Raw genomic sequence first — 26,489 nt, 5'->3', positions numbered from 1 at the left:
ATGGCCGCTGTTGGCCAGGTGCCGTTGCGCATGCAGATATCGCGCCCGCTTCAGAGTAACGAGCCCCAGGCAAAGGTCACTGAAGCGCCAGACGACGATGCTACTCCGGCAGCCAACGTCCAGCGATTTGTCGAGAACAGCGATGAGATGGCAGCTTCTCTGCGTTCGCAGTTTCGCCGTAGAGGTGATTTCGGCAGCAAGTTCGAAGGCTTGGCGGAGAGCTTCGAGCGGGTTCTGGATGAAGATGTGATTCCCAAGGCTCGGCAGGTCCAGTCACTGGCCAAGCTTGCCGAGCGCAGCATCGAATGGTTGCTGGCGCAGGCCCGGGGGTTGTTCCCCGACGACAGCGATCTGGTGCTGGTACTGCGCGAACTGTTGCGTGAAAAAGGCATGGCTGAGGCGACTCGCCTGCGTCTTGAAACGTTACTGCAACAGGTGCTCGTGCAGTCGCCGCCCAAGCGCTTGAAGGCCGGTATCAACGCTGCACTCAAAGCCAAGATGTTCGGCAAGGCATTGGCATTGCGAGCGGCCTTGCTGCGTGACACCTATCGTTCGTTCCTGGAGTTTGAGGGCGGCCCGGTCGAGTCGTATGAGGACTGGGTAGCCATCTACGGCTATCAGCATCGAGGCTCGGTGCTGGAATTCATCGAGGCTGCGCTACTGACGGACATCGATGCCCAGGACCCCAGCTGTTCACGCGACGAGTTTGGGCAGTTGCTAAAAAAACTGGGTGATATCAAGCGTCTGCGATCGGTCGATATCGTGTTCATTCGGGGGGCGCTCGCAGACCAGCTGGTTTGCCGGCATAACGCCAGCGAGCCGGATTGGTTGGTGTTCCTGTTGGGGCTGTTGCAGTTTCCCGACGAGCTCGACCAGTTGCTGTCGGGGCTTTTGGGGGAGCGATTATTGCTGACTGCGCACCACGAGCGCGCGCAGCTGCTGCAACTGTTGCGGCTGATGTGCCTGGCGTTGCCGCTGGAACTGTTTGGCGATGACGAGGCATTGCAGCGGATCGCCGAGCAATTCACGCACTTGGCCGATCGGTTGTTTGCCCATGAAAGCGTTGGCCGGCATGCCGCGCTGGTGGCTCGCTGCACCTCTTAGTTTGAAGGTCTGTACTTATCATGTTCGACAAGTTCTTGCGCAGTGTCATTTCTCGGCCCGAGCTGCTGATCCTCACGCTGATGGTGATGATCATCGCCATGCTGATCATTCCATTGCCAACGCCGCTGGTGGATTTCCTGATCGGTCTGAACATCGTCATTGCGATTCTGGTCTTCATGGGCTCGTTCTACATCGAACGGATCCTGAGTTTTTCCACCTTTCCGGCACTGTTGTTGATTACCACACTGTTCCGCCTGGCGTTATCGATCAGTACCAGCCGGCTGATCCTAGTGCAGGCTGATGCCGGCGACATCATCGCGTCTTTCGGTGAGTTCGTGATTGGCGACAGCCTGGTGGTGGGTTTCGTGATCTTCGCGATCGTCACCATCGTGCAGTTCATAGTCATTACCAAGGGGTCCGAGCGCGTTGCGGAAGTGGCTGCGCGGTTCTCCCTCGATGGCATGCCCGGTAAGCAAATGAGTATCGATGGTGATCTGAAGGCCGGTGTCATCGATGCCAAGGAGGCGCGTGAGCGGCGCAGTACGCTAGAGCGCGAAAGCCAATTGTATGGATCCTTCGATGGCGCCATGAAGTTCATCAAGGGCGACGCGATTGCCGGGATCATCATTATTTTCGTCAACTTTCTCGGCGGGATCGCGATCGGTGTCGGGCAACTGGGCATGGACATGTCCGAGGCGCTGTCGACCTACACGTTGCTGACTATCGGTGACGGCCTGGTGGCGCAAATTCCGGCGTTGTTGATCGCCATCGGTGCGGGCTTCATCGTGACCCGGGTCAACGGCGACGAGGCCAACCTGGGGCGCAACATGATGACCCAACTGCTGGGGCATCCGTTTGTACTGGGTATCACTGCCTTGCTGGCCGTCGGTGTGGCGACGCTGCCAGGTTTCCCGGCTGCGGTGTTTCTGATCATCGCCAGTGCGCTGGTGGGGTTGTTGTTCTTTCGCTACCGGCTGGAGAAGAAAACTTCGGGAACTGCCTCCGTCACGTCTTTGGCGCGTGAAGCGGAACATACCGACAGTGGGTTGGGCCTGATCGAGAACGTCGACAACATGGCCACCGAAACCGTCGCCTTGATGCTGCTGGTGCCAAGCCCCCGCGTCGAAGAACTGCGCGCGGCTCAATTGTGTGAGCGCTTTCGTAGCCAGTTCTTTATCGATTACGGCATCCGCATCCCCGAACCCCGATTGCGTGGTGCCGACTCACTGCCGCCGGGGCAAGTCGCGGTGTTGATCAACGAGGTGCGTGCAGACCAGTTCGATATCCACTTCGATCTGCTACGTGTTGTCGATTACAAGCCGGAGCTTGAGCATCTGGGGCTGGATCTGACCACGGGTGTCGACAGCAATAGGCAAACCAGCGTCTGGGTACGCAGCAGCGAGCGGGAGAAGCTGCAAAACCTGGGGCATCAGTTACGTCCGGCTTACGACGAATTCTATCGCTGCCTGGTGGCCCTGCTGGCGCGCAATATTTCGGAGTTTTTCGGCGTGCAGGAGAGCAAAGTCCTGCTCGACGAGATGGAAGCGCGCTACCCGGACCTGGTCAAGGAGGTCTATCGCCATGCCTCGGTACAGAAGGTCGCGGAGCTGCTGCAGCGTCTGGTCGCCGAGCGTATCTCGGTGCGCAACATGAAACTGATTCTTGAAACGCTGGCTCACTGGGCCGTGCGCGAGAAGGACGTGATTGCCCTGGTCGAGCACGTGCGCGGCGGCCTGGCGCGTTACATCAGCAACAAGTTCGCCAACGGCAACGACCTGCGTGTGTTGCTGCTCTCGCCGGAGTTCGAGGACGTGGTGCGCAAGGGCATACGCCAGACCTCTGGCGGCAGCTTCCTCAACCTGGAGCCCTCGGCCTGCGAAGACCTCATGGACCGGCTAGCCGTCGGGCTCGATAGCCTGCACATCCCTCAGAAAGACATGGTCATCCTGGCCTCAGTGGATGTGCGGCGCTACATCAAGAAACTGATTGAAGGCCGTTTTCGGGAGCTGGACGTGGTGTCGTTTGGCGAGATTTCCGACGCCATTTCAGTGAAAGTGATCAAGACCCTTTAGGAGGGTGCGCTATGCAACACTCGCTGGAACGCCGTGCTGCCCACCCGCTGCGCTTGAACGGTCCACTGCTTGAAGCGGCACTGCACAACGTGGTTATCGGCGAAGTGTGCGAGGTGCGAGGCGACTGGCGTGACGCGGCGGTGAGCGCTCGGGCGCAAGTGATCGGCTTCAGCCCCGATGCGGTACTGCTCAGCTTGTTGGGGGATGCACGAGGGTTGTCCCGCGAGTCGCTGGTTGTACCGACCGGTGCCTTGCTCAGCCTGTATTGCAGCGCTGCCATGCTCGGTAGCGTGATCGACCCTCAGGGGCGGATAGTCGAACGTTTGGCCCCCGGCGATGCATTCGAGGGGCGCGACTGCCCGGTGGATGCTGCTCCACCAGCCTACCACCAGCGTCGCCCGGTGAGCCGGCCGATGGCCACCGGCGTGCGGGCGATCGATGGCCTGCTCACGTGTGGCATAGGCCAACGCATCGGCATTTTTGCCGCGGCGGGTTCAGGCAAGACTTCATTGATGAACATGCTGATCGCTCACAGCGAAGCGGATGTGTTCGTGATCGGGCTGATCGGTGAGCGGGGGCGGGAGGTCACCGAGTTTGTCGAGACGTTGCGTCATTCAGATAAATGCACGCGGTGCGTGGTGGTCTACGCGACCTCGGACTTCTCCTCGATTGACCGCTGCAACGCAGCGTTACAGGCAACGGCAATCGCTGAATATTTTCGTGATCAAGGCCGGCAGGTGGTGCTGATGCTTGACTCCATGAGCCGTTATGCCCGCGCTCGCCGCGACCTCGCGTTGGCGGCGGGGGAAGCACCGGCGCGGCGCGGTTATCCCGCTTCGGTGTTCGACGCCCTGCCGCGTTTGCTGGAACGTCCTGGCGTGACCGCTCACGGCAGCATTACCGCGTTCTACACCGTATTGATGGAAAGCGAAGACGAGCCTGACCCCATTGCCGAGGAAATTCGCTCCATTCTCGACGGGCATATCTACCTGAGCCGCACGTTGGCCGCCAGCGGTCATTTCCCGGCAATCGATGTGCTCCGTAGCGCCAGCCGGGTGGCGCATCAGGTCACCGGGCACGATGTTAAGCAACTGGCGGCCAGTACCCGCAAGGTATTGGCGCGTCTCGAGGCGCTGCAGGTATTGCTCGACCTGGGGGAATACCGACCCGGGGAAAATGCCGCTAACGATCAGGCCATGGCCTGTCGCGATGCGTTGATGGCGTGGCTTTGCCAGGATTTGAATGAGGGATGTGCACCTCAGGTCGCGCTGGAGAGCCTGCATGGTCTCCTTGGCTAACGTGCGGCGCCTGCTGGCGTTCAGTGATCGTCGGCAGCAGGCGTGTGAGCGCGGGCTGGATAAAGCCTTGCGTGCATTGGTGCCGCTACAGCGCGAGTTGCAGGCGATGGAGCAGCAGGTTCAGGGGCTAAATGAGCTCTTGGAAAGCCAGCGTCCCGAAAATCAGCGCTTGAGCCATGCGCAGTTGCTGGCGCTGTTGCGACGTCAGGCGGTTATTCGGCGGCAGATCGGTAACCTGACCTTGGAGCGCATCCGAGTAATGGACCAGCACCAGGAGGTGGCTCAAGGGGTCGAGCGTTTGCAACAGCATCGCAAGGCACTGCAGAAGAAGCATTTGAAGTACCGGAGGCTAGAGCAACGTTTGCTGAGCGAGCGTCGTTCACGTCGGTGCCGCGAGGAAGAAAATGACATTGATGAACTATTGGTGATTTGCAAATGAGCACAATGAGACCTCCTGCCGCGGCACTTTGTCTGGTCAAGGACCTTTTACCCAGCGTTGAGCCAGGCCATAAAGATCAACCGCAAGTACCTGAAGACCGCGGTGCACTGGACGAGTTGCCGCAGGGGGCGCTTATGTTGCTGCAGCAATTGCAACCAGTGCCCGAACGCCCGCTGAAGTTATCGCTGGCAGCGCTGAGCTTGGGGGCGGGAGTGGAGGCTGACGCCAGGTTGGCCAAAGTATCGGTGGATCAGCCGATGCATTTACCCATGAAGCAGCCGTCCGTGCCTTCAGCGCCGGCATTGGTCACTCGCTTGGCGCTGGCTGACCGCTTGCCGATCACCGCGCAGGTGCTTGTACAGGCGTCCGTTGCCAGTGTCCTCGCCATGCCCGGTCAGGTTGCCGTCGATGCCTTGGCCGAGCAGAAAGTGCCCTTGTCGCCTACCCGCGTACCACTCGCCATGCGAACGCAAGTTCCCGATCAGAGGGCGGTTGCCAGCGCGCTCTTGGCCGCCGATCAAGCTGCCGGCAATAGGCCGGTGAAGCAGGAAACCCATCAGGCATTGCCGGCGCAACCATTGCCTTTGCTGGAAAAGTCATGGCCTTTGACCCATGTAACCCGTGTAGCGGTGCCTGCCAAAGCGACCCCTGAAGCGAACTCGGCGCCTGCAGCCAGTATCGCCAGCCAGTCCAAGCACTACCTCCAGGTGCCCTTCAGCAAAGGTGACGCTGTTGGTCTGATCACGGTCAGCAAGGTGGGGGCCGAAAGCCCCGAACAGTTGTTGCTCAACCCAAACAGTGCCTTGGTTTTTAGCCATTTGAGCGAAACTCTGGCGCAGGCGCCGGATCCGCGCTGGCGATTGACCGATCAGGAGGGGCATGAATCCCGTCACGGTCATGAGCGACCGGATGAGGAGGGCGAAGAGCAGAACCGTCAAGCGCCTGGAGGTAGAAGTGGGCGGGGAGAGCAACAGGCGTGATATCCACTCTGTTGTTGCGCTGCGTTGCGCTGCCAGATTATGAGCGGCGCCAGGCGGTAGCTCGCTGGCAGCGCGAGGGGCACCCTGTACGGGTGAGCCAACCGTCGCCACAGACACGTTACATAGCCTTCCGGGCACAAGGTTGCCACGGTGTCTGGCAAGGCATGATCGGCGCATGCGAATGGGTGCAGGCCGTTGCGCCGCAATGGTCGCAATGGCTGTATCAGGCGAACGCGGGCCAAGAGGTTCTGGACCTGTTCTCGGCGGTGAGCCGGCCCGTCGAAATCGCGCCCGACCTGCTGGGCTATCAGCGCTTGTTCGAATTCAGGCTCATTCAGGGAGAGGCGCTGCAAGGGGCTGGCCTGCCCTGCATCAAAACGCCCCAAGGCGACTTGTGGGTCATGGAAGCCCCGAGCCGGCACAAGGCGCCGTCGCGCCCACTGCAGTCCTGGTTGCAGGCAGTGCCGCTGGCACTGCGAATCGTGCTCGGCACCAGCGAACTGCCTCGCTGGCCATCTCGGCCATTGGCGCGGGGCGATGTGCTGGTCATCGCCGAGCAAACCCGACAACTCTTTATGGCCGATCTGTGTATCGGCCAGTTCACCCTTGTGAAGGAAGGTCTGCACATGCAACTCACTCCCCCGGATAACCTGTCGTCGAGCACGCCCTGCGTGCTATCGGAGCTGCCGGTAAAACTTGAATTCGTACTGGGCGAACTCACCCTGAGCATGGCTACACTCAACGCGTTCATCGAGGGCCAGGTGCTGCCTCTGGAGGCTAGCGCCGTGAGCAACGTCGAGGTTCGTGTCGGTGGCCAGCGTATCGCCTTGGGTGAGCTGGTCCAGCTTGGCGATCGCCTGGGCGTGGAACTGCGTGAGGTGGGCCGGGGCCTGGGTAATGAATGACATTTCAATGATCGGGCTGTTGGCAGTGGCTTCGTTGCTGCCATTCCTGATTGCCGCGGGCACCTGTTACATCAAGTTCTCGATCGTCTTCGTTATCGTGCGTAACGCACTGGGCCTGCAGCAGGTGCCATCGAACATGACCCTCAACGCCGTTGCGCTGTTGCTGGCCATGTTTGTCATGAGCCCCGTGGTGCAGCAAGGCTATGACTATTACAAGGAAAACCGTGTGGACTTCAACCGCATCGATGCGGTGGTGGCGTTTGTCGATAACGGTCTAGGCGGTTATCGCGAATACCTGGCCAAGTACACCGACCCGGACCTGGCCCAGTTCTTCGAGCGGGCACAGATCGCGCGCGAAGACCCAAGCGCCGTCGATGTCGAGTTTGAAGAAACGCTGGAACCCTCGTTGTTCGCGCTGCTGCCAGCCTATGCGCTGAGCGAAATCAAAGCCGCTTTCAAGATCGGTTTCTACCTGTATCTGCCTTTCGTCATCGTCGATCTGGTGGTCTCCAGCATCTTGCTCGCCCTGGGCATGATGATGATGAGCCCGGTGATCATCTCCGTACCTATCAAACTGGTGCTGTTCGTTGCGCTGGATGGCTGGTCGCTGCTTTCTACCGGACTGGTAGGGCAATACCTGTCCCTGGCTCAATGAGGCGGCGCGATGAATGACCTGGTGTTTGCCGGCAACAAAACCTTGTACCTGATATTGATCCTGGTCGCCTGGCCGATCATCGTCGCCACGCTGGTGGGCTTACTCATCGGTCTGTTCCAGACCGTGACCCAGCTTCAGGAGCAAACCTTGCCCTTCGGCTTCAAACTGCTGGCGGTGTCGGTCTGCCTGTTTCTGCTTTCTGGCTGGTATGGCGAGACATTGCTGAGCTTCAGTCGGGAAGTCATGCGCCTGGCCCTGAAGTAAATTTAGATGGACATAAGCCTTTTTGTTGACCTGCATGGCTGGTTGGCCGGTGCGTTGATTTGCTTCGCTCGCCTGGCGCCGGTGTTTTTCATGTTGCCGTTTCTGAACAGCCGCGCGCTCACCGGCGCACCGCGAAACGCCGTGATTGTCCTGGTTGGCATGGCGCTGTGGCCTTATACCTCCGGCACGTTGCCTCGTCTGGACTCGCTTGGCTTCTACGGATTATTGCTGCGAGAGGCCGGAGTGGGTGTGATTCTCGGCTGCCTGTTGGCCTGGCCGTTCTGGGTGTTGCATGCCATGGGCAACCTGATCGATAACCAGCGCGGCGCAATGCTCAGTAGCACGGTCGACCCGGCCAACGGTGACGACACCTCGGAATTGGCCAATTTTCTCCAACTGTTCGCGGCAGTGATCTACCTGGAGGGCGGCGGTATGAGGTTGCTGGTGGAAACCTTGAGCCGCAGCTACCAACTCTGTTCACCGGTACTCGGGTGCGAATTGCGGATCCAGCCATTGCTGGGGCTGCTCGATCCGTTGATCAGCAAAACGTTGATCATCAGCGCACCGGTCGTGGCGACCTTGTTGCTCGCCGAGGCGCTGCTTGGCCTGCTGGCGCGTTTTGCGCCGCAAATGAACGCGTTTTCGGTGTCGCTCACGGTCAAGGGCACCATCGCGTTACTGGTGTTGATTCTGTATTTCAGTGCACACCTGCCTGACGAAATACTGCGCATGGCCACCAAGCCGGACCAGCTGGCGGACTGGACTGAGCTACTGGAGGCCCGCTGATATGTCCGGCGCCTCGAAAACCGAAAAACCCACGGCCAAGAAGCGTCGTGACGCAGCGAAAAAGGGCCAGACCTTCAAGGCCAAGGATCTCTCCAGTTCCTGCCTGATGCTCTGCGCAATTCTCTATCTGACGAACACCGGTAGCTTGCTGGAGGTGATGGAGAGTTATCGACGGATCATCGCTTTGGGCTTCGCCGCCGATCAACAGCGTTATGCCGCCGAACTCGGAGTGTTGATGCTTAAGGTCGTGGCGCCGCTGATCGTCGTGTGCTTTCTCGCCAGCGCCTTGCCCACGTTGTTGCAGACCGGCCTGGCTATTGCCAGCGAGGCCCTGAAGCTGAACTTCGGCGCACTGAACCCAATAAACGGTTTTAAAAAGCTGTTCAGTCTCAGAACACTGAAGGATGCCGTTAAAGCCCTGTTGTACCTGGGGAGTTTCGTGATCGCATTCTGGATGGTCTGGCTGACTCAGCGGCATTTACTGTTTGCACAACTCTATGCGCAACCTGTCGACCTGTTCCCGATCTGGGCGCATTTGTTGCGGGTGCTGGTGCTGGCTTTTCTGGGCTGCATATTGCTGGTCGTCCTGCTCGATGCACTGTGTGAGTACTGGCTGTACATCAAGGACTTGAAGATGGACAAGCAGTCGGTCAAGCGCGAGCACAAGGAGCAGGAGGGCAACCCTGAAATCAAGGGGCGGCGGCGCGAGTTGCATCAGGAGCTGTTATCCGAACAGGTCAAGTCTGACATTCGTGGTTCGCGCGTGATTGTCGCCAACCCCACGCATATCGCCGTAGGGATCTACTTCCGACCGGAAGTCACCGTGATGCCGTTTATCTCACTGATGGAAACCAACCAGCGCGCATTGGCCGTGCGCAAATACGCAGCTGAAGTAGGCGTGCCGGTGATCAATGACATTGCACTGGCCAGACGCATCTTCAAGACCCATCAGCGCTACACCTTTATCCAGATGCAGGAAATCGAAAGCGTTCTGCGGCTGCTGGTCTGGCTCGAGCAGGTCGAGCAGGCCTGATGGGCGCCCTGTGAATCGCATGCAGGTATGAGCGGCGCACGATGAGCGTTTTGTGACGGCGCCCCTCGCCCTCAACTGGCTCAATAGCCTTGTCAGCACCGCTGAAGAAACATTCAGGAGTAACCAGGCATGAGCAGTCGAAAACACACAGAGCAGGAAGAAGACCGGATTGCCGAGCAGGTGATGCAGGCCGTACTTGATGGTGCATCGCTCAAGGACCTGCACGGGGTCAGTACCGAGCAGATGGATGGCCTCTACGCCTTTGCCTATGAATTCTATGAGCAGGGGCGGCTGGACGATGCGGAAAAGTTTTTCCATTTCCTCTGTATCTACGACTTCTATAACGCGCAGTACTGGATGGGTTTAGCGGCGGTGCATCAGCTCAAGCAGAACTTCCAGAAAGCGGTTGATCTGTATGCCGTGGCGTTTGCCCAGGGCAAGCATGATTACCGGCCAATGCTCTATACCGGCCAATGCCAGCTGGCGCTGGGCAAAGTCGGTAAGGCCAAGTTGTGTTTCGAGTATGTCATCGAGCGCGTGCAGGAGCCGGGTATGCGGGAGCAGGCCCAGGCATACCTGGATGCGTTGAGCAACGTAGACGCTGACCATTCGGAGGAACAGTTTTAATGGATTTCAGGGCTTTGTACTCACGCCTATCTCCAGAAACGCAGGCCCGTCAGGCCAGCAGGGAACGCTACGCCGAAGCGGCGAGTAGTGCGGCCAACACCAGGGCCTATCAGCGCGCTGCCGATACGGCGCTGGCCAACCTGCAAAGTGTGAACTACACCGCTCAGGCGCAAGGTGGTAATGCTGCTGCGTTGGGTAGGCCGATTCTGGCTTTGCCAGCGGCAGGTGCTGAGCGTGCGGAAATGGGGCCTGAAAACAGGTTCACCCAGTTAATGGCCTCGATCATCAGCTTGTTGGGTAACGTCAGCATGGAGTCGATCAAGTCGCGCTTGGAAGTCCTCAAGTCGATAGCCAAGGCCAGCGCTGATGGCAACAAGGCGTTGTCAGACAATTATCTTAAGGCGGTGGCGGAATTAGAAGCGGCTGTCGCCTCTGCGAGCAAATCCGTGGAAGAGCTCGCGAAGGCCAAGGCTAATGTCGACAGCGCGCAAAGGGCGCTGGCCGATGCCGAATCGGCTCTGGGGCAGACCGAGCCGGGTACTCCCGAGCATGCTAAAGCCCTGGCGGCCCGCGATCTGGCTCAAGGCAAGCTGGCCGGTGCTCAACAGCAACTGAGCAAGGTTAAGACGGAGTATCTGGCCGCAGTCATGGTGGTGGGTGAGGCTGCAATAAAGGCTGAGGCTCTGGCCGGGTTGTTGGAAGACGCGGGGCTGGTCGACACGGCGGTACTCGATGGCATGAAGAGACAGCTAAACGCGGCTGCGACCATGGTGCTGTTGATGGCAAGTGTTGCAGTGTGGCTGGGCGAAAGCGCGGAAACCAAGATTGAAGCGGAGCAGGAGCTGTTCCGCAGTATGCAGGCGGCGCGTCAGGCGTTCATGGAGAAGGAGTCAGAAAAGCACCTGGAACAAGTGCGTAAAGCCGAAGCTGCCAGCAAGACGGCTGGGTGTATCGGCAAGATTCTGGGCGCAGTGCTGACCGTAGTCAGTGTCGTCGGGGCTGCCTTCACGGGCGGCGCCAGTCTGGCTCTGGCAGCTGTCGGCGTTGGTTTGATGGCGGCAGATATGCTGGTGAAGGAGCTGACCGGGGTGTCGTTCATGGAGAAGGCCATGAAGCCTCTGATGGACAATATACTCGGCCCGATGATTCAGGCCATCGGCAAAGGGATTGCGGACCTTCTGAAAAAGGCCGGCATCGATGCGGCTTCTGCCGAGATGGCCGGGATGATCATGGGCGCGATCATTGGCGCCGTGGCCATGGTCGCAGTACTGGTGGTGGTCGCGGTCGTTGGCAAGTCCGCTGCCGGGCGGGTCGCCAGTGCGATGGGCAATATGTTCGGCAAATTGGCCAACAAGATGGCGCCAGATATGCTCAAGCAGGCCGCACGGGCGGTCAGCAATGGTTTTTCCAGTGTCATGACCAAGGCTCGGGCCAGCATTGGTCTCAAGTCGGATCCTAACTCCCTGGGTATGTATGCATCACGCCTGGCTGCTTCGGTGGCAGTCGTAGAGACGGGCGGTATCGCCGCCCAGTCTGCGTTGGAAATCAAGTCCGGCATTCACCAGCGCAACGCGGCGCAACACCTCGCTGAACTTGAGTTCGCCAAGGTCATCTCTGAGGAGCTGAAACACTACCTGAACGACATGGTTCAACTCTTCGATCAGTCCATGAAGGCCAAGGATGACGCCATCAAGAAAGCCTTCAGCATTCAGGACAGTATCAATAGCACCAGCCTGAGCATGGCGCGCAACATCTAGTTCAATTCAACAGGGTTGGCACTCATGGGTTTATCAATCAATAACGGCTCCACTTCGGTGATCAGCCGTCAGGTTACAGAGTCGGTCGGTAAGGGTATCGTCGATCAAAAGCAGTCGTTATCGATGAGCAGTATCAGTGGGCGGCTCGATGAGCAGGTGTTGACGTCTCGTGTTACACAGGCTGTCCAGTCGATGCTGCCTCAGCAGTTGAACGCGTACTTGGACACCTCAGGATTCAGCGAGAGCGAAAGCCAGGCGATGATGGCCTTGTTTATGGCCGCTGTGGTCCACCAGGAAAGAGAGGCGCCCGCTGGCGCTGAAAAAGATCCGGTGATTGCCCTGATGTCGTTCGATCCTGGTGCGTGGGAAAAGCATGTCGGCGTGTTGGTGGCGGCAATAGTCGCTGTAAACATCGCACGCAAATCCAGTGCTGAACTGAGCGGCCACTTCACCCAGATGGCCTATGAAGCGGCCATTGCGCAAGGCGTTGCGATCATGGCGGGGGGGGAGGCCACCATGTGGTCCGCGGTCACTGGCGCGGTGGTTGCCGCCACCATGTCCGCCGCTGGTGCCGCGATGTCCCTGCGCGGACACAGCCAGAAACACACCGATATCAAGACCAACCAGACGGATGCAGCGAAGTTCGATGCACAGGCCCAGCAGATGCGCGTTGACCTGAAAGCACGACCAGGCGAGCGGGCGGCCCTTGAATTGAACATCCGTGATGCAGTTGTCCAGGCCAAGCAAGCGCGCATTAAAAGTGCCCTGCAGGCGAAAACCTACGAGCGCAATCTGACGGTTGGTGGCGCTATCAGCTCCTTGGCGATGATGACCAGCTCCGGGGTGTCCGCCATCCTGCGTTTACAAGAGTATTCACAGCGCCAGAACGAGGTGCTGCATCAGTCCGAGCAGAGCCTGAACAAGGCGGTCAGTGATGTCGCCAACCAACGTGTTAATGAAGATATGGCGCTGGTCAGCAAGATGCTCGACGCCATCCAGCAGTTGGTCGATAGCCGTGGGTCCACCATGAACGCCATTGCCTCTGTGCGTGCCTGATCAGGAGTTGAGTCATGAATATTGATACACGTATCAGGCTCACCACTGCGCCGCGTGTTGATCAGCTGGCGAATGAACAGGCTTGCGCTAACGAGCCCCAGCGTCGTCCACTGCCGTCGATGGCTGAACGCTTGACGCAGTCGATGGTTTCCCGGTTAGGCGGCCTGATTGCCCGCCTTGATGATACAAGTATCGCGGCTAAGTCATTTTGCCTACCTCCTGATGGCAGTCCAGCTGATCCCGCGGTCGGTAAAATTCAGGCGCGCATGCTGGACGCCGAATCATGCAAGTGGACAGCCCTTGCCCAGCCTTTTAGCCCCAGCATGCGACAGTGGAAGGATGAAACGCTCAAGAAGCTAGGCGATTTGCCGCATGCGCCAGAAGCTAATCGGAATGCGTTGAACGTACTCAGTGGCAGCGCCGACTTTTTTGAGCAATTGCTGGCGATGATCGGTTTCATCAAGGGCGAATACCTGGCGATCTACGAGGCGCTGCTGACCAAGTATTCGGCCTTTTACAAGGAATTCAACGAAACCATCATGGCGAAGATGGGGGACTGGATAAAAGGCAAGTCGGACGGTAAGGAAGTCGAAATCAGCGGGCAATTGTCCGCTGCGCTGGAAGCCTTGCGCAGTAAGTACCAGCAAGCCCCGGAGGGCGTCCTTTTTCCAGTCGATGGGGGATCTGCGACCGAGGCAGAGGCAAGGAAGTGGGCCAAGGCCATGGGGGTGCCTGATTCATGTGTGCAGCCTGACGGCAAGGGTGGCTATCGAGTGATGATGGACGTGTCACCGCTGGATGCAATGATTGCAGCGGCCCCCAAGGGTACTGTGACGTGGGATACCGCGAAGTTTCAAGCCTGGCAAACCGGCTTCAACAGCCAGGAAGGTGATTTGAAGAACCAGTTGCAGTTATTTACCACCAAGTACGGTAACGCCAACGCGTACCACGAAAACTTCAACAAGATTCTCTCCTCGCAATTGAGCCAGTATGCAGAAATGCTCAAGGCCCTCGCGAGCGGAATTGGCTGACCCGTGGTTTTAAGGGCGATTTGTTAGCAGTAATGCAAGGTGTAACAGGCTATGGAAATTCGAAGCGAACCGAATGATGAAGTGTGAGATAGAGGCCATCATCATCGCGATTCTCGTCGACACACTCGTGGTTGATGTCGAGGTCGTTATCCCAAGCGCCCGCCTGGTGGAGGACTTAGGTGCGGATTCGTTGAATTTTCTGGAGGTCGCGCTGGAGATCAACCACGTGCTGGATATTGAACTGCCTCCAGAGGGGTTGGCCGGTACGCGTAAAGTTGAGGATCTTCATCGCTTGGTTCATCAAACGCTCACCCAGGCGCCCATCTGATTAGTTCCCAGCGTGTTGTAGAGAAGTCGCAGATATCGTAACAATCTTTTTCCCTATAGTTGATCCTTCAAGCCGGGGCGCAGATTCACTGAGCCAATAGCACGGGCTATCCATCGCGTTGGGGAAAGGAGGAAGTACGTTATGCAACGGGGCGCTGATCAGTGGCCAAGTCGGTCGTTTGTTTTTGGCCGGTGGGTATTGCAGGGAGATGGATTGCTTCTGCATGGCGGCAACGAGCTACATCTTCCGCCCAAGGAGTTGCATGTACTTCGGCTCTTGCTGGGGGCTGCGGGCTCGCTGGTTCCCAAGGGCCGACTGCTGGACCAGGTGTGGCCCAACTGCGACGTGGCCGAGGAATCCCTTACCCGCTGCATTTATGCGCTGCGCAAGTTACTGGGGCGTGAGAACGACTATATCAAGACGGTCTATGGCAAAGGTTATCGCTTTGCAGGGGAGGTCGTGGAACGAGCTGCCCTGAGCCCTTCGCCGTCATCGGTGCCCTCGTTATTGGTCTTGCCGGTGCTGACAAAAGTTGAGGCGTGTGGCCTGGAAATGCAGCGCGAAGTGGTCCACCAACTGGCCGCTGCGTTCGGTGAACGTCTTTGTGTGATGCCGGCGGGGCTGACGGCTTTTGCACACGCTTCAGATGATTGCCTGTCCATAGTTGAAAGAATGATGCCTGATTATTATCTCTGCGTGCGTTGTATCGCGCAGGGGGGCTGCTGGGCCTTGGCTGTCGAGTTGGCGCGTGGTCGCAATCACGCGCTGCTGCACAGTGAAACGCTGTTACCGAGCGGGGGGCGAGAACAAGCATTGCAGCGCCTGATCGCTCTGGTGGCAGAGCGTCTACCCGGGTTGTGCCCATCGAATTGGCAGGGCGGCTCCTATTCCTTGGCGCAGTCCAACCTAAGCGGCTTGCTTGTCGTGCCCCAAAACGGGTGCAACTGATCATGGCGCTGGCTAACGAGTTTGGCGGTTGGTTTTAATCATAATTGCGGCGTGTTTCCTAATGGTTTGATCAGGATTATCTGCCTTTCATTCCCTATCATGGGTTTCACGTCGAAGCGTTAAGTGTTTTTATATTGATAGACCGGGTGGTGAACAACATGCAGGACTCCCCTGCAACGCAATGCGTCCTGAGGGTGTTCAATGGCCCGCTGCAGGGTTGCGAATTTGACCTGGCGGAGCAGCGTACTCTTTTTGTCGTAGGTTCCGAGGCAAGGTTTTGCTCACTCGAGCACCCACCGAGTGTTCCGGAAGATGCGTACTACATTCCGCTGGAGTCCGGTGGTTGTAACTTTGAGGTGTTGATTGGCGACAATGACGGCTCGGGATGTGTCGTGCGTATCCTGGACGAAGATGTGGTTGAGCGCCACACGCCATTCCAGTCGCTAGAGAAAATATCGGAGTTGCTGATTGCCGTGCGCCCGCAGGATGAGCCGTGGCGGAGCGAGTTGCTGATACGAGGGGCGGCTGTGCTGGCAGAACCTGAGCCGGCTCGGGGCCCCAATATCGTCTTGCGGCGAGCGGCTATTGGCGCTGCGCTGATGTTGATGGTTGGGTTGGCGATTTTCGGTTGGTACGCTTCGCGTCCCTCGCCTGTGTCGAATGTCGAGGCGCTTGTTGCCGGGGGCAACAACAGCATGGTCGTAGTGTATGGGCACGACCAGGCCATTTACGTCTTCGCCGACTCAGAGCGGGATGCCGGGTGGGGCAGGCAGGTATTGGTGCGCAATGGCTACTCGGCGACTCAGGTGATGACCACATACGATGAGCGCCGGCGTCTGGAGAGTCTGGTAACCAGCCTTGCACCGCAACTCGCCTACCACCGTATGGATCTCAGTGATCCGGTCGTTCCGCGATTGTTGGTCAGTCGTCAACGCAGCCGGCTGACACCCGAATTGCAGGCGCGTCTGGAGCGTGCTCTGGCCGCAGTCGCGCCTTACGCTCGCGAAATAATGATCGTACAGCGTGACGACGACGAACTCTTGCATCTGGCCGAGCAAGGTTTGCAACGCTTGGCACTGCGCTTTACTCGGCATGCGCGTGCGGACGGCGTGACCTTTAAGGTCAACGGCACGCTTGAGGACGCTGAATTGCAAGCCCTGGGTGACTTTGTAGCGGATTTCGGCCGGCAATGGGGTGAGCGATACGTTCATTTCGCAATCGAGCTCAAAGATGATGGGCTCAAGGGCAAGTCGTTCCAGTATGGCCCTCAGGGCTACATCAAGATGACGCCGTCATCCTGGTACTTTCCTAAATCCCTTTGATAATTGACGGGTGAATTATGAGTGGTGTTTCAACTCCCATTGAGTTTCATGATGATTTTTTGGGTCGGCAGGCTCAGGGCTTCGAGGACGGCGCTACCGATCTCAAAACCAAACTCGATGAGGCACTGGCCGCATTGCATAAAGATGCGTCGGACCCCACCCTATTGGCGGCCTATCAGGCTGCATTTTCCTCCTACAATGTTTTCCGTAACGTGGCGACCAATACGATCAAAGGCTTCAAGGAAATTGATACCGCGATAGTTTCCGCTGCGCGTTAAGTCTGAGGTCCCTCTCGGCTGGCTGTGATTCTGTAGCCTGCCGAGTCTCTTTTGCGAGTGTTGCCATGTCTGTTTCTTCTTTGAGTACAGTGAACCTGAGTTCGCTGCGGATGGTTGAGTTGGCGCGCCCCGAGCCTGGCTCGGTGGTTTCCCTGGAGGGGCGTTTGATCGAGAGTTTCGCCAGCTCCGCTGTGGCTACCGAGCGTGAACATGCCAGGATCAATGCCATGTTGAAGCGCCCGGATATTACCAACCCGGAAGTATTGAGCGAGTTGCAGCTACTCACTGCGCAGTACAACATTGACGTCTCTTTACTCAACGTCCTGGTCCGTAAAACGGTAACCACGGCCGAAACCCTGTTACGTTCGTCATGAAGTGCTATGGCTTTCTCGTGCTGCTTTGCCTGATGCTGGTTGGTTGTCGCCAGCCGAGTTTGCTTTCGGGCCTTGACCAGCAGCAGGTCAACGAAGTGATTTCGGTGCTGCAGCGCAATAACATTACCGCGACCAAGGTGGACAACGGCAAGACCGGATACTCGGTGCATATCGAGCAAGCGGATTTCGCAGCGGCGGTCGACCTGCTGGCCCTGTATTCGTTGCCCTCCAGGCCGCGCATTGAAATCGCCCAGATGTTTCCTGCCGACTCACTGGTCGCTTCGCCGCGCGCCGAAAAGGCGCGCCTCTACAGTGCGCTGGAGCAACGCCTGGAGCAGTCGTTGAACACCCTAGAGGGCGTGGTTTCGGCGCGGGTGCATGTGAGCTACGACCTGGAAACCGGCGAAAGCGGTCGCAAGGTTGCACCGATACATCTGTCGGCGTTGGTGGTCTATGAGCGTGATAGCGAGCCGCAGCGACTGGTCAACGATATCAAGCGTTTTCTCAAGAACAGTTTCTCGGCCGTGGATTACGACCACATTTCGGTGGTGTTGTCCAAGCGGGCGGCAATACAGCATGCCGCTCCCTTCCTGGAGCCTCGCGCCTATGCGCCTACCTGGCTCTATGGGATTTTCGTCTTGGGCATTCTGGCTGCGGTGGCATACCTGGTCCTGCAGTACCGACAGTCGAAAGAGGTCGAACATGCTCCGCGCAACTGAGGCGCTGCGCGCCATCCTGCAGCAGCCGCTGGACTATCTGCATCCGCATCGGGGTGTTGTACCAGCGCTGTTTGACGAGCCGGCCGCCCGGACGTTGCTCAATCAATCGTTGCTAAGGGGGTTGCAACTCAGCTGTCCCGACCCGCAGCAGCTCAAGCGCACGCCATGGACTGATTGCTGGGTCGCACATTGGCAGCACCTGCCTGCAGTCGCCCGTCTCATGGGGGCGCACTTGATGTGGCCGCAACTGGCTCGCGGGGCGCGGATGCGTGAGCTCAATGTGCCGACACGAGCGTTCGCGCGTATCGATCTGGGCAAGCGGCCAACGGTCGCGGTCAGCGAAGCGGATGGCCTTGAGCAGTCGCTTGCTGCTCTGGGGCTTGCTGGCTTGGCAGCGTGGCATCAGCACATCCCGGAGGCGCTCATGCAGCGCCTGTTTTTGCAGTTCTCGCCACCCGTGGTCGAGTTGCAGCAAATGTTGCCGCTACTGGCGCCGAACCCATCACTTCTCATTCTGGCGGTACAGCATGCTCGAATCCATCAGAACGCTTGTTGATATGCCGGCGACGGATGCGCTCCTGCTGCGGCATGAAGAGCGGGCGGCTGCGAGCAGTCGCCGGTTGTTGATGCAGCAAGCCCGCGAGCGCGCCAAGTCCTGTATCGCAGAAGCGCAACAAGAGGCAGACAGGGTTCGTGCGAAAGCCTTTCAGGACGGTTATGCCCAAGGGATGCTACGAGCCGCTGGTGACCTGAGCGGGCTTCTGCTGCAATCGCGGCGGATGGCGAGTGCGCTACAAGCTGAACTGGCACAGGCCGCCCGGTCATTGCTGGGGGAGTTGCTGATGGATCAACGGCTGCTTGATGCGCTGCTGCAGCGCTGGCAGCAGGGGTGGGTAGGGCAAGGTCGGGAGCCGCTGCAGATTATCCTGCCACTGCGGTGCAAAGCCCAACAGCTGGCGCTGAAAAACAGGTTGAAGGACTTGGGAATCGAGCGTGTGGAAATCCGTTTCCATGATCAGGAGCGTTATCTATTTCGCCTGTCGGATCAAGTGGTCGAGCTCGACATCGGTGCCACCCAAGAGCGCCTGTCGCCGCGCCTGATCGCCCAGCTAAAGCAGTTGCCGGAGAGTGTGCGCGAGCTCGATGAAGCGTCGAGGCGCTTGCTTGTCAGTTGGGCCGCCGACCTGAATACAGAGGGGGAAAGTCGTAATCACATTTTTCAATCGGGTGAAAGTGATGACCATTGATATCTATTCGGTCGAAGGCCCCGGCCAAGCCGTGCCACGAGGCACCGAGATGATAGTGCCCTTGGACCAGCGCATAGGTAGTCAGGGCGGGGAAACCCGTTCTGATCCGGATCCTGAGTTTGGTCAGTTCTACGATGAGTTCATGAAGTGGATAGCGTCCACGACACCCTCGCCGGGTAGCATTCAGGGGTATTTGAAGCAATACGTGAATACAGGTGGCGAGCTGTCTTATAAAACGACCCAGAAGCAAATGGACGCGTTGACGCAGGTGATGGTGCGGATGAAAGAGCAAGGCTTGGAAGAAAGCGAGACTTATAAGGAGATAAGAAGTGCGTTGGTATCGGTTTCATCGGCCAACATGTTCGTCAAGGAGTTTATGCAGGAGGTGTTCAAGCCCTCTGAGGATGAAGATAGTCGCGAGAATATCAATTGGTAGTGCATCGGTATTTGAAAATCCATTGAGCGGCTATTTGTGAGACTGGAGGAGCGCCGCCGCTCGGCAATTTCACACAGGACATCAGGGTGCAGTATTGGTTCTGAATAACTCGGTTATGAGATCCGTCGCTGCTCCGTGCCCAAACACATGGGCGGCATCTCGTTGTGATGGAGACAGCGTGCCTTCTGTCCTGATGGTTTGCCCCGTATAGACGAGGATGCCCTCAAGCACTTCGACGGCACTATGGTAACCTAGCCCAACTAATAGAGCACTGGCACCTGCTGCGCGAGCGTAGCGCTGTGCTTGCTCGGCCGGTGTCAAGCCAGATAGAGGGTGAAGGAACTTCTCGCCCTCCTGGCGAGTAGAGCTGCGAATCAGGGCTCCCACATATTGCTCATGGCCTGTTACCCCACATAACATGTCCCAAGTCTGCAGGATCTCGGCCGGCGAACCCGACATGTGTCCGACAAGCGGCTCAGTAGTTGCCTTGATGCGGGGCGTGCTGAGGTGGTAGACCGGCCAACGGTTATTTGGAATACGCTTTTGTTTAGCGATACCTAGTCCCTTATCTGCTTCCAGCCCTGTATTATGAATGCCAGCTCGGAATGGGATATCTGTAGGAGGGTCAAACGAAGCGATTTTTCGCTCCGCTTTTTTATCGGGTCCTACACTCGGAGAGCCGCCTGTCTTACGCATGATTGTCATTTCCGACTCAACGGGTACATGCAGGCCAGCTGCTGTCAGCTGCCTGTTTAGTTCGGTAATCAGTTCCACTTTTGCGTCAGCAGGGCGGGAATAAAATACGCCGATATCTCCCATTAGCGCAACAACCGCAGCTCTGTCTGTAGCACTGGCAGCTATGGCACGGGGTGAATCATTTTTCGTACTGACTCGCTGTAGAGTAGCGAGCAAATCTGCAATGGTTTTTCCGTCGAGTAGACCTTCTTTGCCTAGTAAGCGAGCACCGATCATTCTTTGGTTGTCGGGGCTCAGTTTAGACACAATTTGGTGTAATACGCTGGCTGCGGTGCCCAATTCATTGAGAAGTACGTCGCCCGGGCTATAAAGAACTCTTCTTCCTTCAACTGTTTGTTTCATGGCGAGGTCCTTTGTTTCTATCGGGGTGTACGGGCCTGTCGGGTTGGTGTGGGTATTTTCATGATGAATAGCATCCTTGAGATTTTTTTGTGATTCGGTGTTTTCAGAGGACGAAACCTCGAAGTGGTTTATCCCGAGACTCAGCGCGCTATCCTTGGTGGACGCGTTCTCCGCAGGGCTGCGATCATTTGATGCAATCTCGGCGGAATTGTTCCTTGCGAAGTCAAAGCTGATGACAAAATCGACGTTCTTCGGGACATTGCTCGCGGTGTTATCTCTTACGCTGGCTGGAGGTATTCGTGGTACGTTGTTATCAATCGGCATATTTTATTATCTTTGATAGGCAGTTGAGTTTTTTGTGGCGGTCGTTCAGTGATTAAGCTTGTTTTGGATTGATAATATCAGGTTGAAAAACGCATCCAGTGCCACGCGTAGCTGGTCAGGTGTTTTGATGCATTCGTCGGTAAGCAATGCTTTTATTTCGTAGCAGTCATTTGCTTTTCCCAGTACCGCTTGTCCCGTCAAAACGCCTGGCAAAGCGTGTTGTAGTAAATCGAGTAGATATTCAGCATGAAGATTAATGTTGAAGCTATTCAAGCCTTCCAGTTCGGTCCACATCCAAGTCATATTGTTTTTTATTGAAACATTGATTGGGGTGATGGTTTTGAAATTTAGCTCTATGGATGAGTGGTGATCAAAGGCGCCGATCCTTTCCGGAGGAAGTCCGAGACTTATCAATGTCGTGCGTAAGATTTGCGAAATATCAAGGTTCATTGTGTTCAGTCTCTCGAGGTTGCTGCATAGAGCGTTCTGACGTGATTTTGCATAATGTTCGTCATTGTGATCCATGGAGTATGGGTTTTCTTGCAGCCTAGATTTCGAAAATGGAGATGGCTTTCAAAAAACGCTCAAATATTTGCGGGACTGAAAACATTTTAAGGGGGTGTGGGCGCTTTTTAGAATTCAGCGGGTAGCCCTGTGCGGCTGTGCAGCAGGGCGATATTTCCTCCTTTATTCTGTGCTCGTAAGTAGGGTCGAGTTTTCGGAGGCGTCGGGGTAATGCATAGAGGTGCAGCGTCGGACATTCCCTGTCCTAAGCCACTTAGCTGGCTGGCGATAGCCCCTTAAGGCTGATTTTTACTGGACTTGATCAGTGCATTACAGTGGCTTGACTGGCGCGTTCACCCAATTGTTTAGCCAATTCAGGGTCATCGACTTCGATGGTGAGTTGCTGGTCCCAGAGGTCGAGTTGGTTATTTGAGATCAGTCTCGCTAGGGCGTCGGGATCCATTTCTTTCAGTGCAATTTCAATCAACTCTACTGTGTCTTCGGAAAACTCACTGGGTACCATGCCGTGAGTAGTTTCCATTTGATAAATGGCAAGTGCTGGTAGGAATGAGGTTTCGACATAGTTTGGCTCTTTGTAGTCGGCCAGATGTTTCTCCTCACCGGCTGTCAGTGAAGATCTCTGTTCAAATTTTTCCATCAGTGAAGCGTTTAGGTCGTCGCTTAATATAAGCACCTGTAGATGAGTTATTTGCATTTGAAGCATGGCCTCGAATTCATCGTTGCTTTCGATTTTTTTCTCTGAAATCGCTTCAATATTATTGGATCTTTTGAACGAGATCGAACTTTCGAGAGCCGGCTTGCTCGTATGCGCAAGGGTCAGTGTAGTTCCCATAACGCCTGAGTGGGCTTCCACGCTGTGAGGTGTGGCTAGGGGGAAGTGTTCAAGGCCACCTTGCGCGTACAACGTTTTATCTTTGACTTTCATCTCTGCTTCTGAGATGTACCTGGCCTCACGGGTCCCGGCGTTTGTTTGCGATTTTGAAGCGCTGAGTTCATATTTGGAAAATGCATCTTTCAGTGGGGTTGAATCTGTTTTCGGTCCTTCTTGGTAGTTGACGTTTAGGTAGCCTCCCGACAATATTTTTGAAGCCAATGTCCAGCGATGATAGTGAGGGCTATCCTCTTCTCCGAGACCGCTGCCTCTGACACTAAAATTGTGAAGACGAAGATTCCAGCCCTGATCCGGGTTGGACATCAGGTAGAACTTGTTGAAAAAAGCAGCTTTCGCTGATTTATCCTTGCAGCCTTTGAATAGCGTGTCGTCGGTCTTGATGTGTTCCAGTATGGAAACAAGGTCCTGTTTGGAAATGGGTTCGATATCTGCGGTCACACCAGGACGTTGCTGAAAGCCGAGCTCCGTAGTCGGGTTAAAAGCTCGATATCGATCAGTGATCATTGTGAATGTATCGTGAAAGACTTTTTCGTTGTGTGCCACTTTTGTTTCGGGATCAGTAACGGTGCGGGCGGGAGCGTTATCAGCTGAGGAAATTAACGCCAATGGCTGAGAGGTAGTAGTCGAGATATGCATGCTCAGGTCCGTTCGCAATAGGGAAGTAGGGCTCCGCATGAAAAGCCTCGAAACTCGGTGATGCTGCGTTGAGAGCAGCCTCTGAGCGTTCATTGACAACCCGTAAACTCGGAGGCGACCCCGACCCTTCCTTGGCCGTTTTCGCCTCACCTAACCTTCATTTCAAGACATTTCACGCAGGGCTTAAGATGCATCGAAGCCGAACGCCCCGCTTTCACAAAAGGCTCATGGCTGTACTGTCTCAGCGAGCGCGCGTTTGGTTGAAAAATAACCGTCGCATCGTGACAAGCTTGCGAAAAGCTATGAGGCCATGGTCTCGCTGACTTGCTCCATGCAGTGTTGCGACGTTTGTTTTGGTACAGCGCCCATGGGGGTGATCAGGCCCACAACCCAAACACCACCAACGCCGCCACACCCAGCCCGACCGCAACCGAACAACCGCCCAGCGACAACGCCGCCCGACCTTGCCGATACCAGCCGTCATGGCCAAGCTGCCGAGCCGGTGCCAGCAGGCTGCGCCAACGCAATTCCGTCTCATGAAACGCCTGCAAGTTCGCCTGGTCCGCATCCAGCCAGCGGCGGAAGTCGATACGCTCGCACGCGGTCACCTGTGGGCTTTGCAAACGCACGTACCATTGCCCGGCAACACTCGCCAGCACATCCCGGCGCGAGCGGCCGACCTGCAGGGCCTGGTCCATGTTCCGCTCGACACTGGCCAATGGCAGGTCCAGGCGCGCAGCGATGGTGGCGAAGTCCAATTGGTCGAGGCGGTTGAGCAGGAACACTTGCTGTACGCGCCGTGGCAGCCGCTTCAGGGCATGCAGCAGGGCGTCGTCGGCATGGTGTTCGGCAACAGCGGTTGGGTGCTCAAGGGGCAGCAGCAGACGGGCCATGGACAGCTCCTTGCTCTAGATGGGGGAGGGATGGGGGCATCTTCCTTGATGCGTGGTCAGCGTAGAATAAACGAGAATGATTCGCAAGTGCTGATTCCGCAAAGTTTTGTAACGAGCGTTCACGCCCTGAAATACCTTTGCTATCATGCGCGCCATCACGATCTTCATTAGCCTGAAGAGCCAAAAAAAGACCCGGCAAAAAGCCGGGTCAAAAACCGTGATTAGCCTGATGAGGAGATAATCTGAGAGCGACCTAAGCTTTCAGGTTATCCAGCAGATCTCGCGATCAGCTGAGTGCAATAATAATCGTTATCATTTGCCAGTCAAATGAATTTTTATCAATCCGGTAAAAAAGTTTTACCGTCGCGCTTCCTTGTCCCGGCAATCGGGGCCTTTGCCGGTACCCGGCCATCACGTTTTCTCCCTTCTTTTTCCTACAAACCCCGTTCCCCGGTGTGTTTGTGCTCCAGCAGTGCGCGGGCCATATCCATCATGTGCATCAGGGCGAAGGTCAGTTCGCGTTGGCTGCCGTGCTGGTGGCTGGCGGTTTCCTGTGCGGTGGCGGCGGCGCAGCGCAGCAGGGCGATGGCATGTTCCTGCGCCTGGTCGCCGGTTACGCCTTCGTGCAGTGTCCAGATCTTGTTGTCCAGGCTGGGGCGTGGCGGGTTGGGGTTGAGGTAGTAATCGAGGGCGCGGCGGGCGGCTTCGCTGTCGAGATCTGTTTCGTCGTTTTTCGATGGTTTCATCCTGATACCTGCTAAGAGCCAATCGGGAAAGGGGTCAGGTCGATACTAATACCTGTAGTATTTTTATGCTTGGAGATAAATAATACTGAATGTTTATTGAGCGCTAGAAGGCAGTCCGTATCGTGCCAGCGATGAATATGGATAAATGGATTGCCCTCGTCCGTGACCGGATGGAGGAGCTAGGGCTCACTCAAGAGCAGCTTGCCGAGCGCGTTGGCGTGTCTCAGGGCAGCGTCGGGCATTGGGTGAACAAGCGGCGTCAGCCGAAAATCGAGTCGATGAACCGTACGTTCGTCGAGATCGGCATGCCTCACTACAACGTCAGTTTGCAGCTGCGCATCCAGGGGCAGGTTGGCGAGGAGCGCGGCGTTTATGAGATGGATGACGACGACGATGAGCTGGACCTCATGCAATACATCGTATGTTTCCGCTACCCGGTGCTGAGGTGGAGCGAGTTAGGGGCAGCGGAGACTGAAGAGCCTGCGGTGTTCGAGCAGACCGACTACCTGGCGCAGGGCAAGGCGTTCTGGCTGACTGTGGAAAATGATGCCATGAGTGCCGTAAGTGGTCGCAGTGTGCCGCAGGGTATGCGGATGTTGGTAGACCCTGGAATAGAGGCTGAGCCGGGGCGTCTGGTTATTGCTCGTCAACCGGGCAAACCGGCGATTTTCCGTGAGCTGGCCGAGGAAGGCGGTGAGCGGTACCTTAAAGCATTGAACAGCAACTACCCGGCGCTACTTTGCGAAGAGGGTTGCGAGTTTTTGGGGGTAGTCGTGCGAGTGCATGGCGTTTTCTAGTTCGTCGGGGCTGCTGCGCAGCCCTATCCGACCGGTCCGACGCCTTGGCAAGGCCGCTCCCACAGGGATGGCGAAAATTATGGAACTGCGGTACCCCGCTCATGGAAGACTGGAACGTATTTCTCAAGCGCTACAAGCGCGAACATAACCTCAGCCAACTCAAGCTGGCCGAACGCCTGGGCATGACTCAAGGCGGTGTGGGGCATTGGCTGCGTGGCACGCGGCGGCCGACGCTGGAGACCATCAACGAAAAGCTTGAGATGTTAGGGCTGGTGTTTCTGCAGGCCCGGGTCATGGTGGTTGAGCGTGACGTCGTGACGGATGCCCCAGGGCGCAATGCCAGCTTTCGTTTCCCGGTGCTGGCTTGGGCTGACTTGCAGGGGCCATTGCCTGAAACGAGCAAGTCTCTTGAGCAGACGGACTACATGCCCGCCGGCAATGCGTTCTGGCTGGTCGTGGAAAACGACTCGATGAATGCGGCCAGTGGCAAGAGCGTGCCCGAGGGCATGCGGGTGCTGGTGGATGCCGGCCTGCTGGCAGAGCCAGGCAAGCTAGTGATTGCTCGGCAGCCTGGGCGGCCGGCAGTGTTGCGGCAATTGGTGGAGGAGGGCGGCGACAAGATGCTCAAGCCGCTGAATACGCGCTACCCGATGATATTGTGTGAAGACGGCTGTGAGTTTATGGGCGTAGTCGTGCGGATGCACGCGGCCTTGTAGATTGCCGGGGCTGCTGTGCAGCCCATCGCCGGCAAGCCAGCTCCCACTGGCCGCGTCGAATTCAAGCCATGCGCGATATCTGTGGGAGCCTGGCTTGCCAGCGATGGGGAGGGTGTCAGAAATTTTGTGTTCGGGCATAACATGAGTAAGAGGTGCATGTATGCCAACCAAAAAGAAAACCTTGCGTGACCTGCCCAAAATTC

The 26,489-nt window shown here is 56.9% G+C and carries 30 protein-coding genes; 25 read left to right on the top strand and 5 right to left on the bottom strand.

The genetic code is table 11. The features are described from left to right. The 23 genes from sctW (at window position 1) to ACI2KG_RS07425 (ending at window position 19,659) form a co-directional block, all read left to right on the top strand. The gene (gene sctW / locus ACI2KG_RS07535; RefSeq protein ID WP_404661431.1) at window positions 1-1,104 is read left to right on the top strand and encodes a type III secretion system gatekeeper subunit SctW; all 1,104 of its coding nucleotides are present in this window, start codon (window positions 1-3) and stop codon (window positions 1,102-1,104) included. 20 nt (window positions 1,105-1,124) lie between these two features. Continuing rightward, window positions 1,125-3,176 carry an EscV/YscV/HrcV family type III secretion system export apparatus protein gene (locus ACI2KG_RS07530; protein WP_404661430.1) on the top strand — a complete coding sequence of 684 codons (2,052 nt, stop codon included), beginning with the start codon at window positions 1,125-1,127 and terminating at the stop codon, window positions 3,174-3,176. A gap of 11 nt (window positions 3,177-3,187) precedes the next feature. Beyond that, a complete protein-coding gene (sctN, locus tag ACI2KG_RS07525; protein WP_404661429.1) occupies window positions 3,188-4,474 on the top strand; it encodes a type III secretion system ATPase SctN in 1,287 nt (428 codons plus the stop codon). Further along, entirely contained in the window at window positions 4,458-4,913 is a 456-nt protein-coding gene (locus tag ACI2KG_RS07520) for a hypothetical protein (protein WP_404661428.1), read from the top strand. The genes sctN and ACI2KG_RS07520 overlap by 17 nt, the downstream gene beginning before the upstream one ends. A gap of 134 nt (window positions 4,914-5,047) precedes the next feature. After that, window positions 5,048-5,893: a hypothetical protein gene (locus ACI2KG_RS07515; protein ID WP_404661427.1), complete on the top strand. Its 846-nt coding sequence runs from the start codon at window positions 5,048-5,050 to the stop codon at window positions 5,891-5,893. A gap of 164 nt (window positions 5,894-6,057) precedes the next feature. Next, window positions 6,058-6,798, top strand: a complete 741-nt coding sequence (locus ACI2KG_RS07510; RefSeq protein WP_404661426.1) for a FliM/FliN family flagellar motor switch protein — start codon at window positions 6,058-6,060, stop codon at window positions 6,796-6,798. Then, a complete protein-coding gene (locus ACI2KG_RS07505; protein WP_404661425.1) occupies window positions 6,791-7,453 on the top strand; it encodes an EscR/YscR/HrcR family type III secretion system export apparatus protein in 663 nt (220 codons plus the stop codon). Before ACI2KG_RS07510 ends, ACI2KG_RS07505 begins: the two co-directional genes overlap by 8 nt. Before the next feature lie 9 nt (window positions 7,454-7,462). Continuing rightward, a complete protein-coding gene (locus tag ACI2KG_RS07500; protein ID WP_085621873.1) occupies window positions 7,463-7,717 on the top strand; it encodes an EscS/YscS/HrcS family type III secretion system export apparatus protein in 255 nt (84 codons plus the stop codon). 6 nt (window positions 7,718-7,723) lie between these two features. Beyond that, the gene (sctT, locus tag ACI2KG_RS07495) at window positions 7,724-8,503 is read left to right on the top strand and encodes a type III secretion system export apparatus subunit SctT (RefSeq protein ID WP_404661424.1); all 780 of its coding nucleotides are present in this window, start codon (window positions 7,724-7,726) and stop codon (window positions 8,501-8,503) included. Between the two features lies 1 nt (window position 8,504). After that, a complete protein-coding gene (locus ACI2KG_RS07490) occupies window positions 8,505-9,536 on the top strand; it encodes an EscU/YscU/HrcU family type III secretion system export apparatus switch protein (protein ID WP_404661528.1) in 1,032 nt (343 codons plus the stop codon). 129 nt (window positions 9,537-9,665) lie between these two features. Next, window positions 9,666-10,163, top strand: a complete 498-nt coding sequence (sicA, locus tag ACI2KG_RS07485; RefSeq protein ID WP_404661423.1) for a type III secretion system translocator chaperone SicA — start codon at window positions 9,666-9,668, stop codon at window positions 10,161-10,163. Further along, complete coding sequence (gene sctE, locus ACI2KG_RS07480; protein WP_404661422.1) at window positions 10,163-11,920, top strand: type III secretion system translocon subunit SctE; 1,758 nt, start codon at window positions 10,163-10,165, stop codon at window positions 11,918-11,920. The genes sicA and sctE overlap by 1 nt, the downstream gene beginning before the upstream one ends. A 24-nt stretch (window positions 11,921-11,944) precedes the next feature. Further along, on the top strand, window positions 11,945-12,976 hold the full coding sequence (locus tag ACI2KG_RS07475; protein WP_404661421.1) for an IpaC/SipC family type III secretion system effector: 1,032 nt from the start codon (window positions 11,945-11,947) through the stop codon (window positions 12,974-12,976). Between the two features lie 14 nt (window positions 12,977-12,990). Next, the gene (locus ACI2KG_RS07470; protein ID WP_404661420.1) at window positions 12,991-14,007 is read left to right on the top strand and encodes an IpaD/SipD/SspD family type III secretion system needle tip protein; all 1,017 of its coding nucleotides are present in this window, start codon (window positions 12,991-12,993) and stop codon (window positions 14,005-14,007) included. A 73-nt stretch (window positions 14,008-14,080) separates the two neighbouring features. Continuing rightward, complete coding sequence (locus ACI2KG_RS07465) at window positions 14,081-14,335, top strand: acyl carrier protein (RefSeq protein WP_404661419.1); 255 nt, start codon at window positions 14,081-14,083, stop codon at window positions 14,333-14,335. Window positions 14,336-14,548: 213 nt separating this feature from the next. Continuing rightward, window positions 14,549-15,283, top strand: coding sequence for a winged helix-turn-helix domain-containing protein (locus tag ACI2KG_RS07460; RefSeq protein WP_404661418.1), 735 nt, complete (start codon window positions 14,549-14,551; stop codon window positions 15,281-15,283). A gap of 158 nt (window positions 15,284-15,441) precedes the next feature. Beyond that, on the top strand, window positions 15,442-16,605 hold the full coding sequence (locus tag ACI2KG_RS07455; RefSeq protein ID WP_404661527.1) for a PrgH/EprH family type III secretion apparatus protein: 1,164 nt from the start codon (window positions 15,442-15,444) through the stop codon (window positions 16,603-16,605). Between the two features lie 17 nt (window positions 16,606-16,622). Then, the gene (locus ACI2KG_RS07450) at window positions 16,623-16,883 is read left to right on the top strand and encodes an EscF/YscF/HrpA family type III secretion system needle major subunit (RefSeq protein WP_404661417.1); all 261 of its coding nucleotides are present in this window, start codon (window positions 16,623-16,625) and stop codon (window positions 16,881-16,883) included. Window positions 16,884-16,948: 65 nt separating this feature from the next. Beyond that, a complete protein-coding gene (sctI, locus tag ACI2KG_RS07445; RefSeq protein WP_404661416.1) occupies window positions 16,949-17,257 on the top strand; it encodes a type III secretion system inner rod subunit SctI in 309 nt (102 codons plus the stop codon). Next, a complete protein-coding gene (locus ACI2KG_RS07440) occupies window positions 17,254-17,976 on the top strand; it encodes an EscJ/YscJ/HrcJ family type III secretion inner membrane ring protein (protein ID WP_404661415.1) in 723 nt (240 codons plus the stop codon). Before sctI ends, ACI2KG_RS07440 begins: the two co-directional genes overlap by 4 nt. Next, the gene (locus ACI2KG_RS07435) at window positions 17,960-18,532 is read left to right on the top strand and encodes a hypothetical protein (protein WP_404661414.1); all 573 of its coding nucleotides are present in this window, start codon (window positions 17,960-17,962) and stop codon (window positions 18,530-18,532) included. Before ACI2KG_RS07440 ends, ACI2KG_RS07435 begins: the two co-directional genes overlap by 17 nt. Further along, window positions 18,504-19,223, top strand: a complete 720-nt coding sequence (locus ACI2KG_RS07430) for an oxygen-regulated invasion protein OrgB (RefSeq protein ID WP_404661413.1) — start codon at window positions 18,504-18,506, stop codon at window positions 19,221-19,223. The genes ACI2KG_RS07435 and ACI2KG_RS07430 overlap by 29 nt, the downstream gene beginning before the upstream one ends. Beyond that, complete coding sequence (locus tag ACI2KG_RS07425; RefSeq protein ID WP_404661412.1) at window positions 19,213-19,659, top strand: hypothetical protein; 447 nt, start codon at window positions 19,213-19,215, stop codon at window positions 19,657-19,659. The genes ACI2KG_RS07430 and ACI2KG_RS07425 overlap by 11 nt, the downstream gene beginning before the upstream one ends. Before the next feature lie 81 nt (window positions 19,660-19,740). Here the strand turns inward: ACI2KG_RS07425 and ACI2KG_RS07420 are convergent, their stop codons facing one another. The 5 genes from ACI2KG_RS07420 to ACI2KG_RS07400 form a co-directional block, all read right to left on the bottom strand. Continuing rightward, a complete protein-coding gene (locus tag ACI2KG_RS07420; protein WP_404661411.1) occupies window positions 19,741-21,081 on the bottom strand; it encodes a hypothetical protein in 1,341 nt (446 codons plus the stop codon). A gap of 45 nt (window positions 21,082-21,126) precedes the next feature. Beyond that, on the bottom strand, window positions 21,127-21,531 hold the full coding sequence (locus tag ACI2KG_RS07415; protein WP_404661410.1) for a hypothetical protein: 405 nt from the start codon (window positions 21,529-21,531) through the stop codon (window positions 21,127-21,129). Between the two features lie 376 nt (window positions 21,532-21,907). Next, window positions 21,908-23,134, bottom strand: coding sequence for a hypothetical protein (locus ACI2KG_RS07410; protein ID WP_404661409.1), 1,227 nt, complete (start codon window positions 23,132-23,134; stop codon window positions 21,908-21,910). Window positions 23,135-23,511: 377 nt separating this feature from the next. Further along, on the bottom strand, window positions 23,512-24,027 hold the full coding sequence (locus ACI2KG_RS07405; protein WP_404661408.1) for a DUF4880 domain-containing protein: 516 nt from the start codon (window positions 24,025-24,027) through the stop codon (window positions 23,512-23,514). A 434-nt stretch (window positions 24,028-24,461) separates the two neighbouring features. Next, the gene (locus ACI2KG_RS07400) at window positions 24,462-24,773 is read right to left on the bottom strand and encodes a DUF6124 family protein (RefSeq protein ID WP_400620318.1); all 312 of its coding nucleotides are present in this window, start codon (window positions 24,771-24,773) and stop codon (window positions 24,462-24,464) included. Between the two features lie 131 nt (window positions 24,774-24,904). Here ACI2KG_RS07400 and ACI2KG_RS07395 point away from each other — a divergent pair, with 131 nt between their 5' ends. Next, window positions 24,905-25,570 (top strand): S24 family peptidase, encoded by a 666-nt coding sequence (locus tag ACI2KG_RS07395; protein ID WP_404661407.1) that lies wholly within the window; start codon window positions 24,905-24,907, stop codon window positions 25,568-25,570. Between the two features lie 101 nt (window positions 25,571-25,671). Continuing rightward, entirely contained in the window at window positions 25,672-26,286 is a 615-nt protein-coding gene (locus ACI2KG_RS07390; protein WP_404661406.1) for a LexA family protein, read from the top strand. Window positions 26,287-26,489 lie beyond the last annotated feature (203 nt).

Source organism: Pseudomonas sp. NPDC089407, from assembly GCF_044900445.1.
Classification (GTDB): domain Bacteria; phylum Pseudomonadota; class Gammaproteobacteria; order Pseudomonadales; family Pseudomonadaceae; genus Aquipseudomonas.
The sequence above is the reverse complement of the archived record's forward strand: the minus strand, read 5'-3'. Positions and strand labels throughout refer to the sequence as shown.

Excerpts from the sequence above, each read along its gene's own strand:
- ACI2KG_RS07435 (WP_404661414.1), top strand. The coding sequence starts at position 17,960 with ATGCTCCGCGCAACTGAGGCGCTGCGCGCCATCCTGCAGCAGCCGCTG.
- ACI2KG_RS07505 (WP_404661425.1), top strand. The coding sequence starts at position 6,791 with ATGAATGACATTTCAATGATCGGGCTGTTGGCAGTGGCTTCGTTGCTG.
- ACI2KG_RS07520 (WP_404661428.1), top strand. The coding sequence starts at position 4,458 with ATGGTCTCCTTGGCTAACGTGCGGCGCCTGCTGGCGTTCAGTGATCGT.
- ACI2KG_RS07515 (WP_404661427.1), top strand. The coding sequence starts at position 5,048 with ATGTTGCTGCAGCAATTGCAACCAGTGCCCGAACGCCCGCTGAAGTTA.
- ACI2KG_RS07415 (WP_404661410.1), bottom strand. The coding sequence starts at position 21,531 with ATGAACCTTGATATTTCGCAAATCTTACGCACGACATTGATAAGTCTC.
- ACI2KG_RS07450 (WP_404661417.1), top strand. The coding sequence starts at position 16,623 with ATGAGTGGTGTTTCAACTCCCATTGAGTTTCATGATGATTTTTTGGGT.
- ACI2KG_RS07465 (WP_404661419.1), top strand. The coding sequence starts at position 14,081 with ATGATGAAGTGTGAGATAGAGGCCATCATCATCGCGATTCTCGTCGAC.
- ACI2KG_RS07420 (WP_404661411.1), bottom strand. The coding sequence starts at position 21,081 with ATGCCGATTGATAACAACGTACCACGAATACCTCCAGCCAGCGTAAGA.
- sctI (WP_404661416.1), top strand. The coding sequence starts at position 16,949 with ATGTCTGTTTCTTCTTTGAGTACAGTGAACCTGAGTTCGCTGCGGATG.
- ACI2KG_RS07405 (WP_404661408.1), bottom strand. The coding sequence starts at position 24,027 with ATGGCCCGTCTGCTGCTGCCCCTTGAGCACCCAACCGCTGTTGCCGAA.
- ACI2KG_RS07430 (WP_404661413.1), top strand. The coding sequence starts at position 18,504 with ATGCTCGAATCCATCAGAACGCTTGTTGATATGCCGGCGACGGATGCG.
- ACI2KG_RS07410 (WP_404661409.1), bottom strand. The coding sequence starts at position 23,134 with ATGCATATCTCGACTACTACCTCTCAGCCATTGGCGTTAATTTCCTCA.
- ACI2KG_RS07440 (WP_404661415.1), top strand. The coding sequence starts at position 17,254 with ATGAAGTGCTATGGCTTTCTCGTGCTGCTTTGCCTGATGCTGGTTGGT.
- sctT (WP_404661424.1), top strand. The coding sequence starts at position 7,724 with ATGGACATAAGCCTTTTTGTTGACCTGCATGGCTGGTTGGCCGGTGCG.
- sctE (WP_404661422.1), top strand. The coding sequence starts at position 10,163 with ATGGATTTCAGGGCTTTGTACTCACGCCTATCTCCAGAAACGCAGGCC.
- ACI2KG_RS07500 (WP_085621873.1), top strand. The coding sequence starts at position 7,463 with ATGAATGACCTGGTGTTTGCCGGCAACAAAACCTTGTACCTGATATTG.
- ACI2KG_RS07490 (WP_404661528.1), top strand. The coding sequence starts at position 8,505 with ATGTCCGGCGCCTCGAAAACCGAAAAACCCACGGCCAAGAAGCGTCGT.
- sctN (WP_404661429.1), top strand. The coding sequence starts at position 3,188 with ATGCAACACTCGCTGGAACGCCGTGCTGCCCACCCGCTGCGCTTGAAC.
- ACI2KG_RS07455 (WP_404661527.1), top strand. The coding sequence starts at position 15,442 with ATGCAGGACTCCCCTGCAACGCAATGCGTCCTGAGGGTGTTCAATGGC.
- ACI2KG_RS07425 (WP_404661412.1), top strand. The coding sequence starts at position 19,213 with ATGACCATTGATATCTATTCGGTCGAAGGCCCCGGCCAAGCCGTGCCA.
- ACI2KG_RS07400 (WP_400620318.1), bottom strand. The coding sequence starts at position 24,773 with ATGAAACCATCGAAAAACGACGAAACAGATCTCGACAGCGAAGCCGCC.
- ACI2KG_RS07510 (WP_404661426.1), top strand. The coding sequence starts at position 6,058 with ATGATCGGCGCATGCGAATGGGTGCAGGCCGTTGCGCCGCAATGGTCG.
- ACI2KG_RS07470 (WP_404661420.1), top strand. The coding sequence starts at position 12,991 with ATGAATATTGATACACGTATCAGGCTCACCACTGCGCCGCGTGTTGAT.
- ACI2KG_RS07475 (WP_404661421.1), top strand. The coding sequence starts at position 11,945 with ATGGGTTTATCAATCAATAACGGCTCCACTTCGGTGATCAGCCGTCAG.
- sctW (WP_404661431.1), top strand. The coding sequence starts at position 1 with ATGGCCGCTGTTGGCCAGGTGCCGTTGCGCATGCAGATATCGCGCCCG.
- ACI2KG_RS07390 (WP_404661406.1), top strand. The coding sequence starts at position 25,672 with ATGGAAGACTGGAACGTATTTCTCAAGCGCTACAAGCGCGAACATAAC.
- ACI2KG_RS07530 (WP_404661430.1), top strand. The coding sequence starts at position 1,125 with ATGTTCGACAAGTTCTTGCGCAGTGTCATTTCTCGGCCCGAGCTGCTG.
- sicA (WP_404661423.1), top strand. The coding sequence starts at position 9,666 with ATGAGCAGTCGAAAACACACAGAGCAGGAAGAAGACCGGATTGCCGAG.
- ACI2KG_RS07395 (WP_404661407.1), top strand. The coding sequence starts at position 24,905 with ATGAATATGGATAAATGGATTGCCCTCGTCCGTGACCGGATGGAGGAG.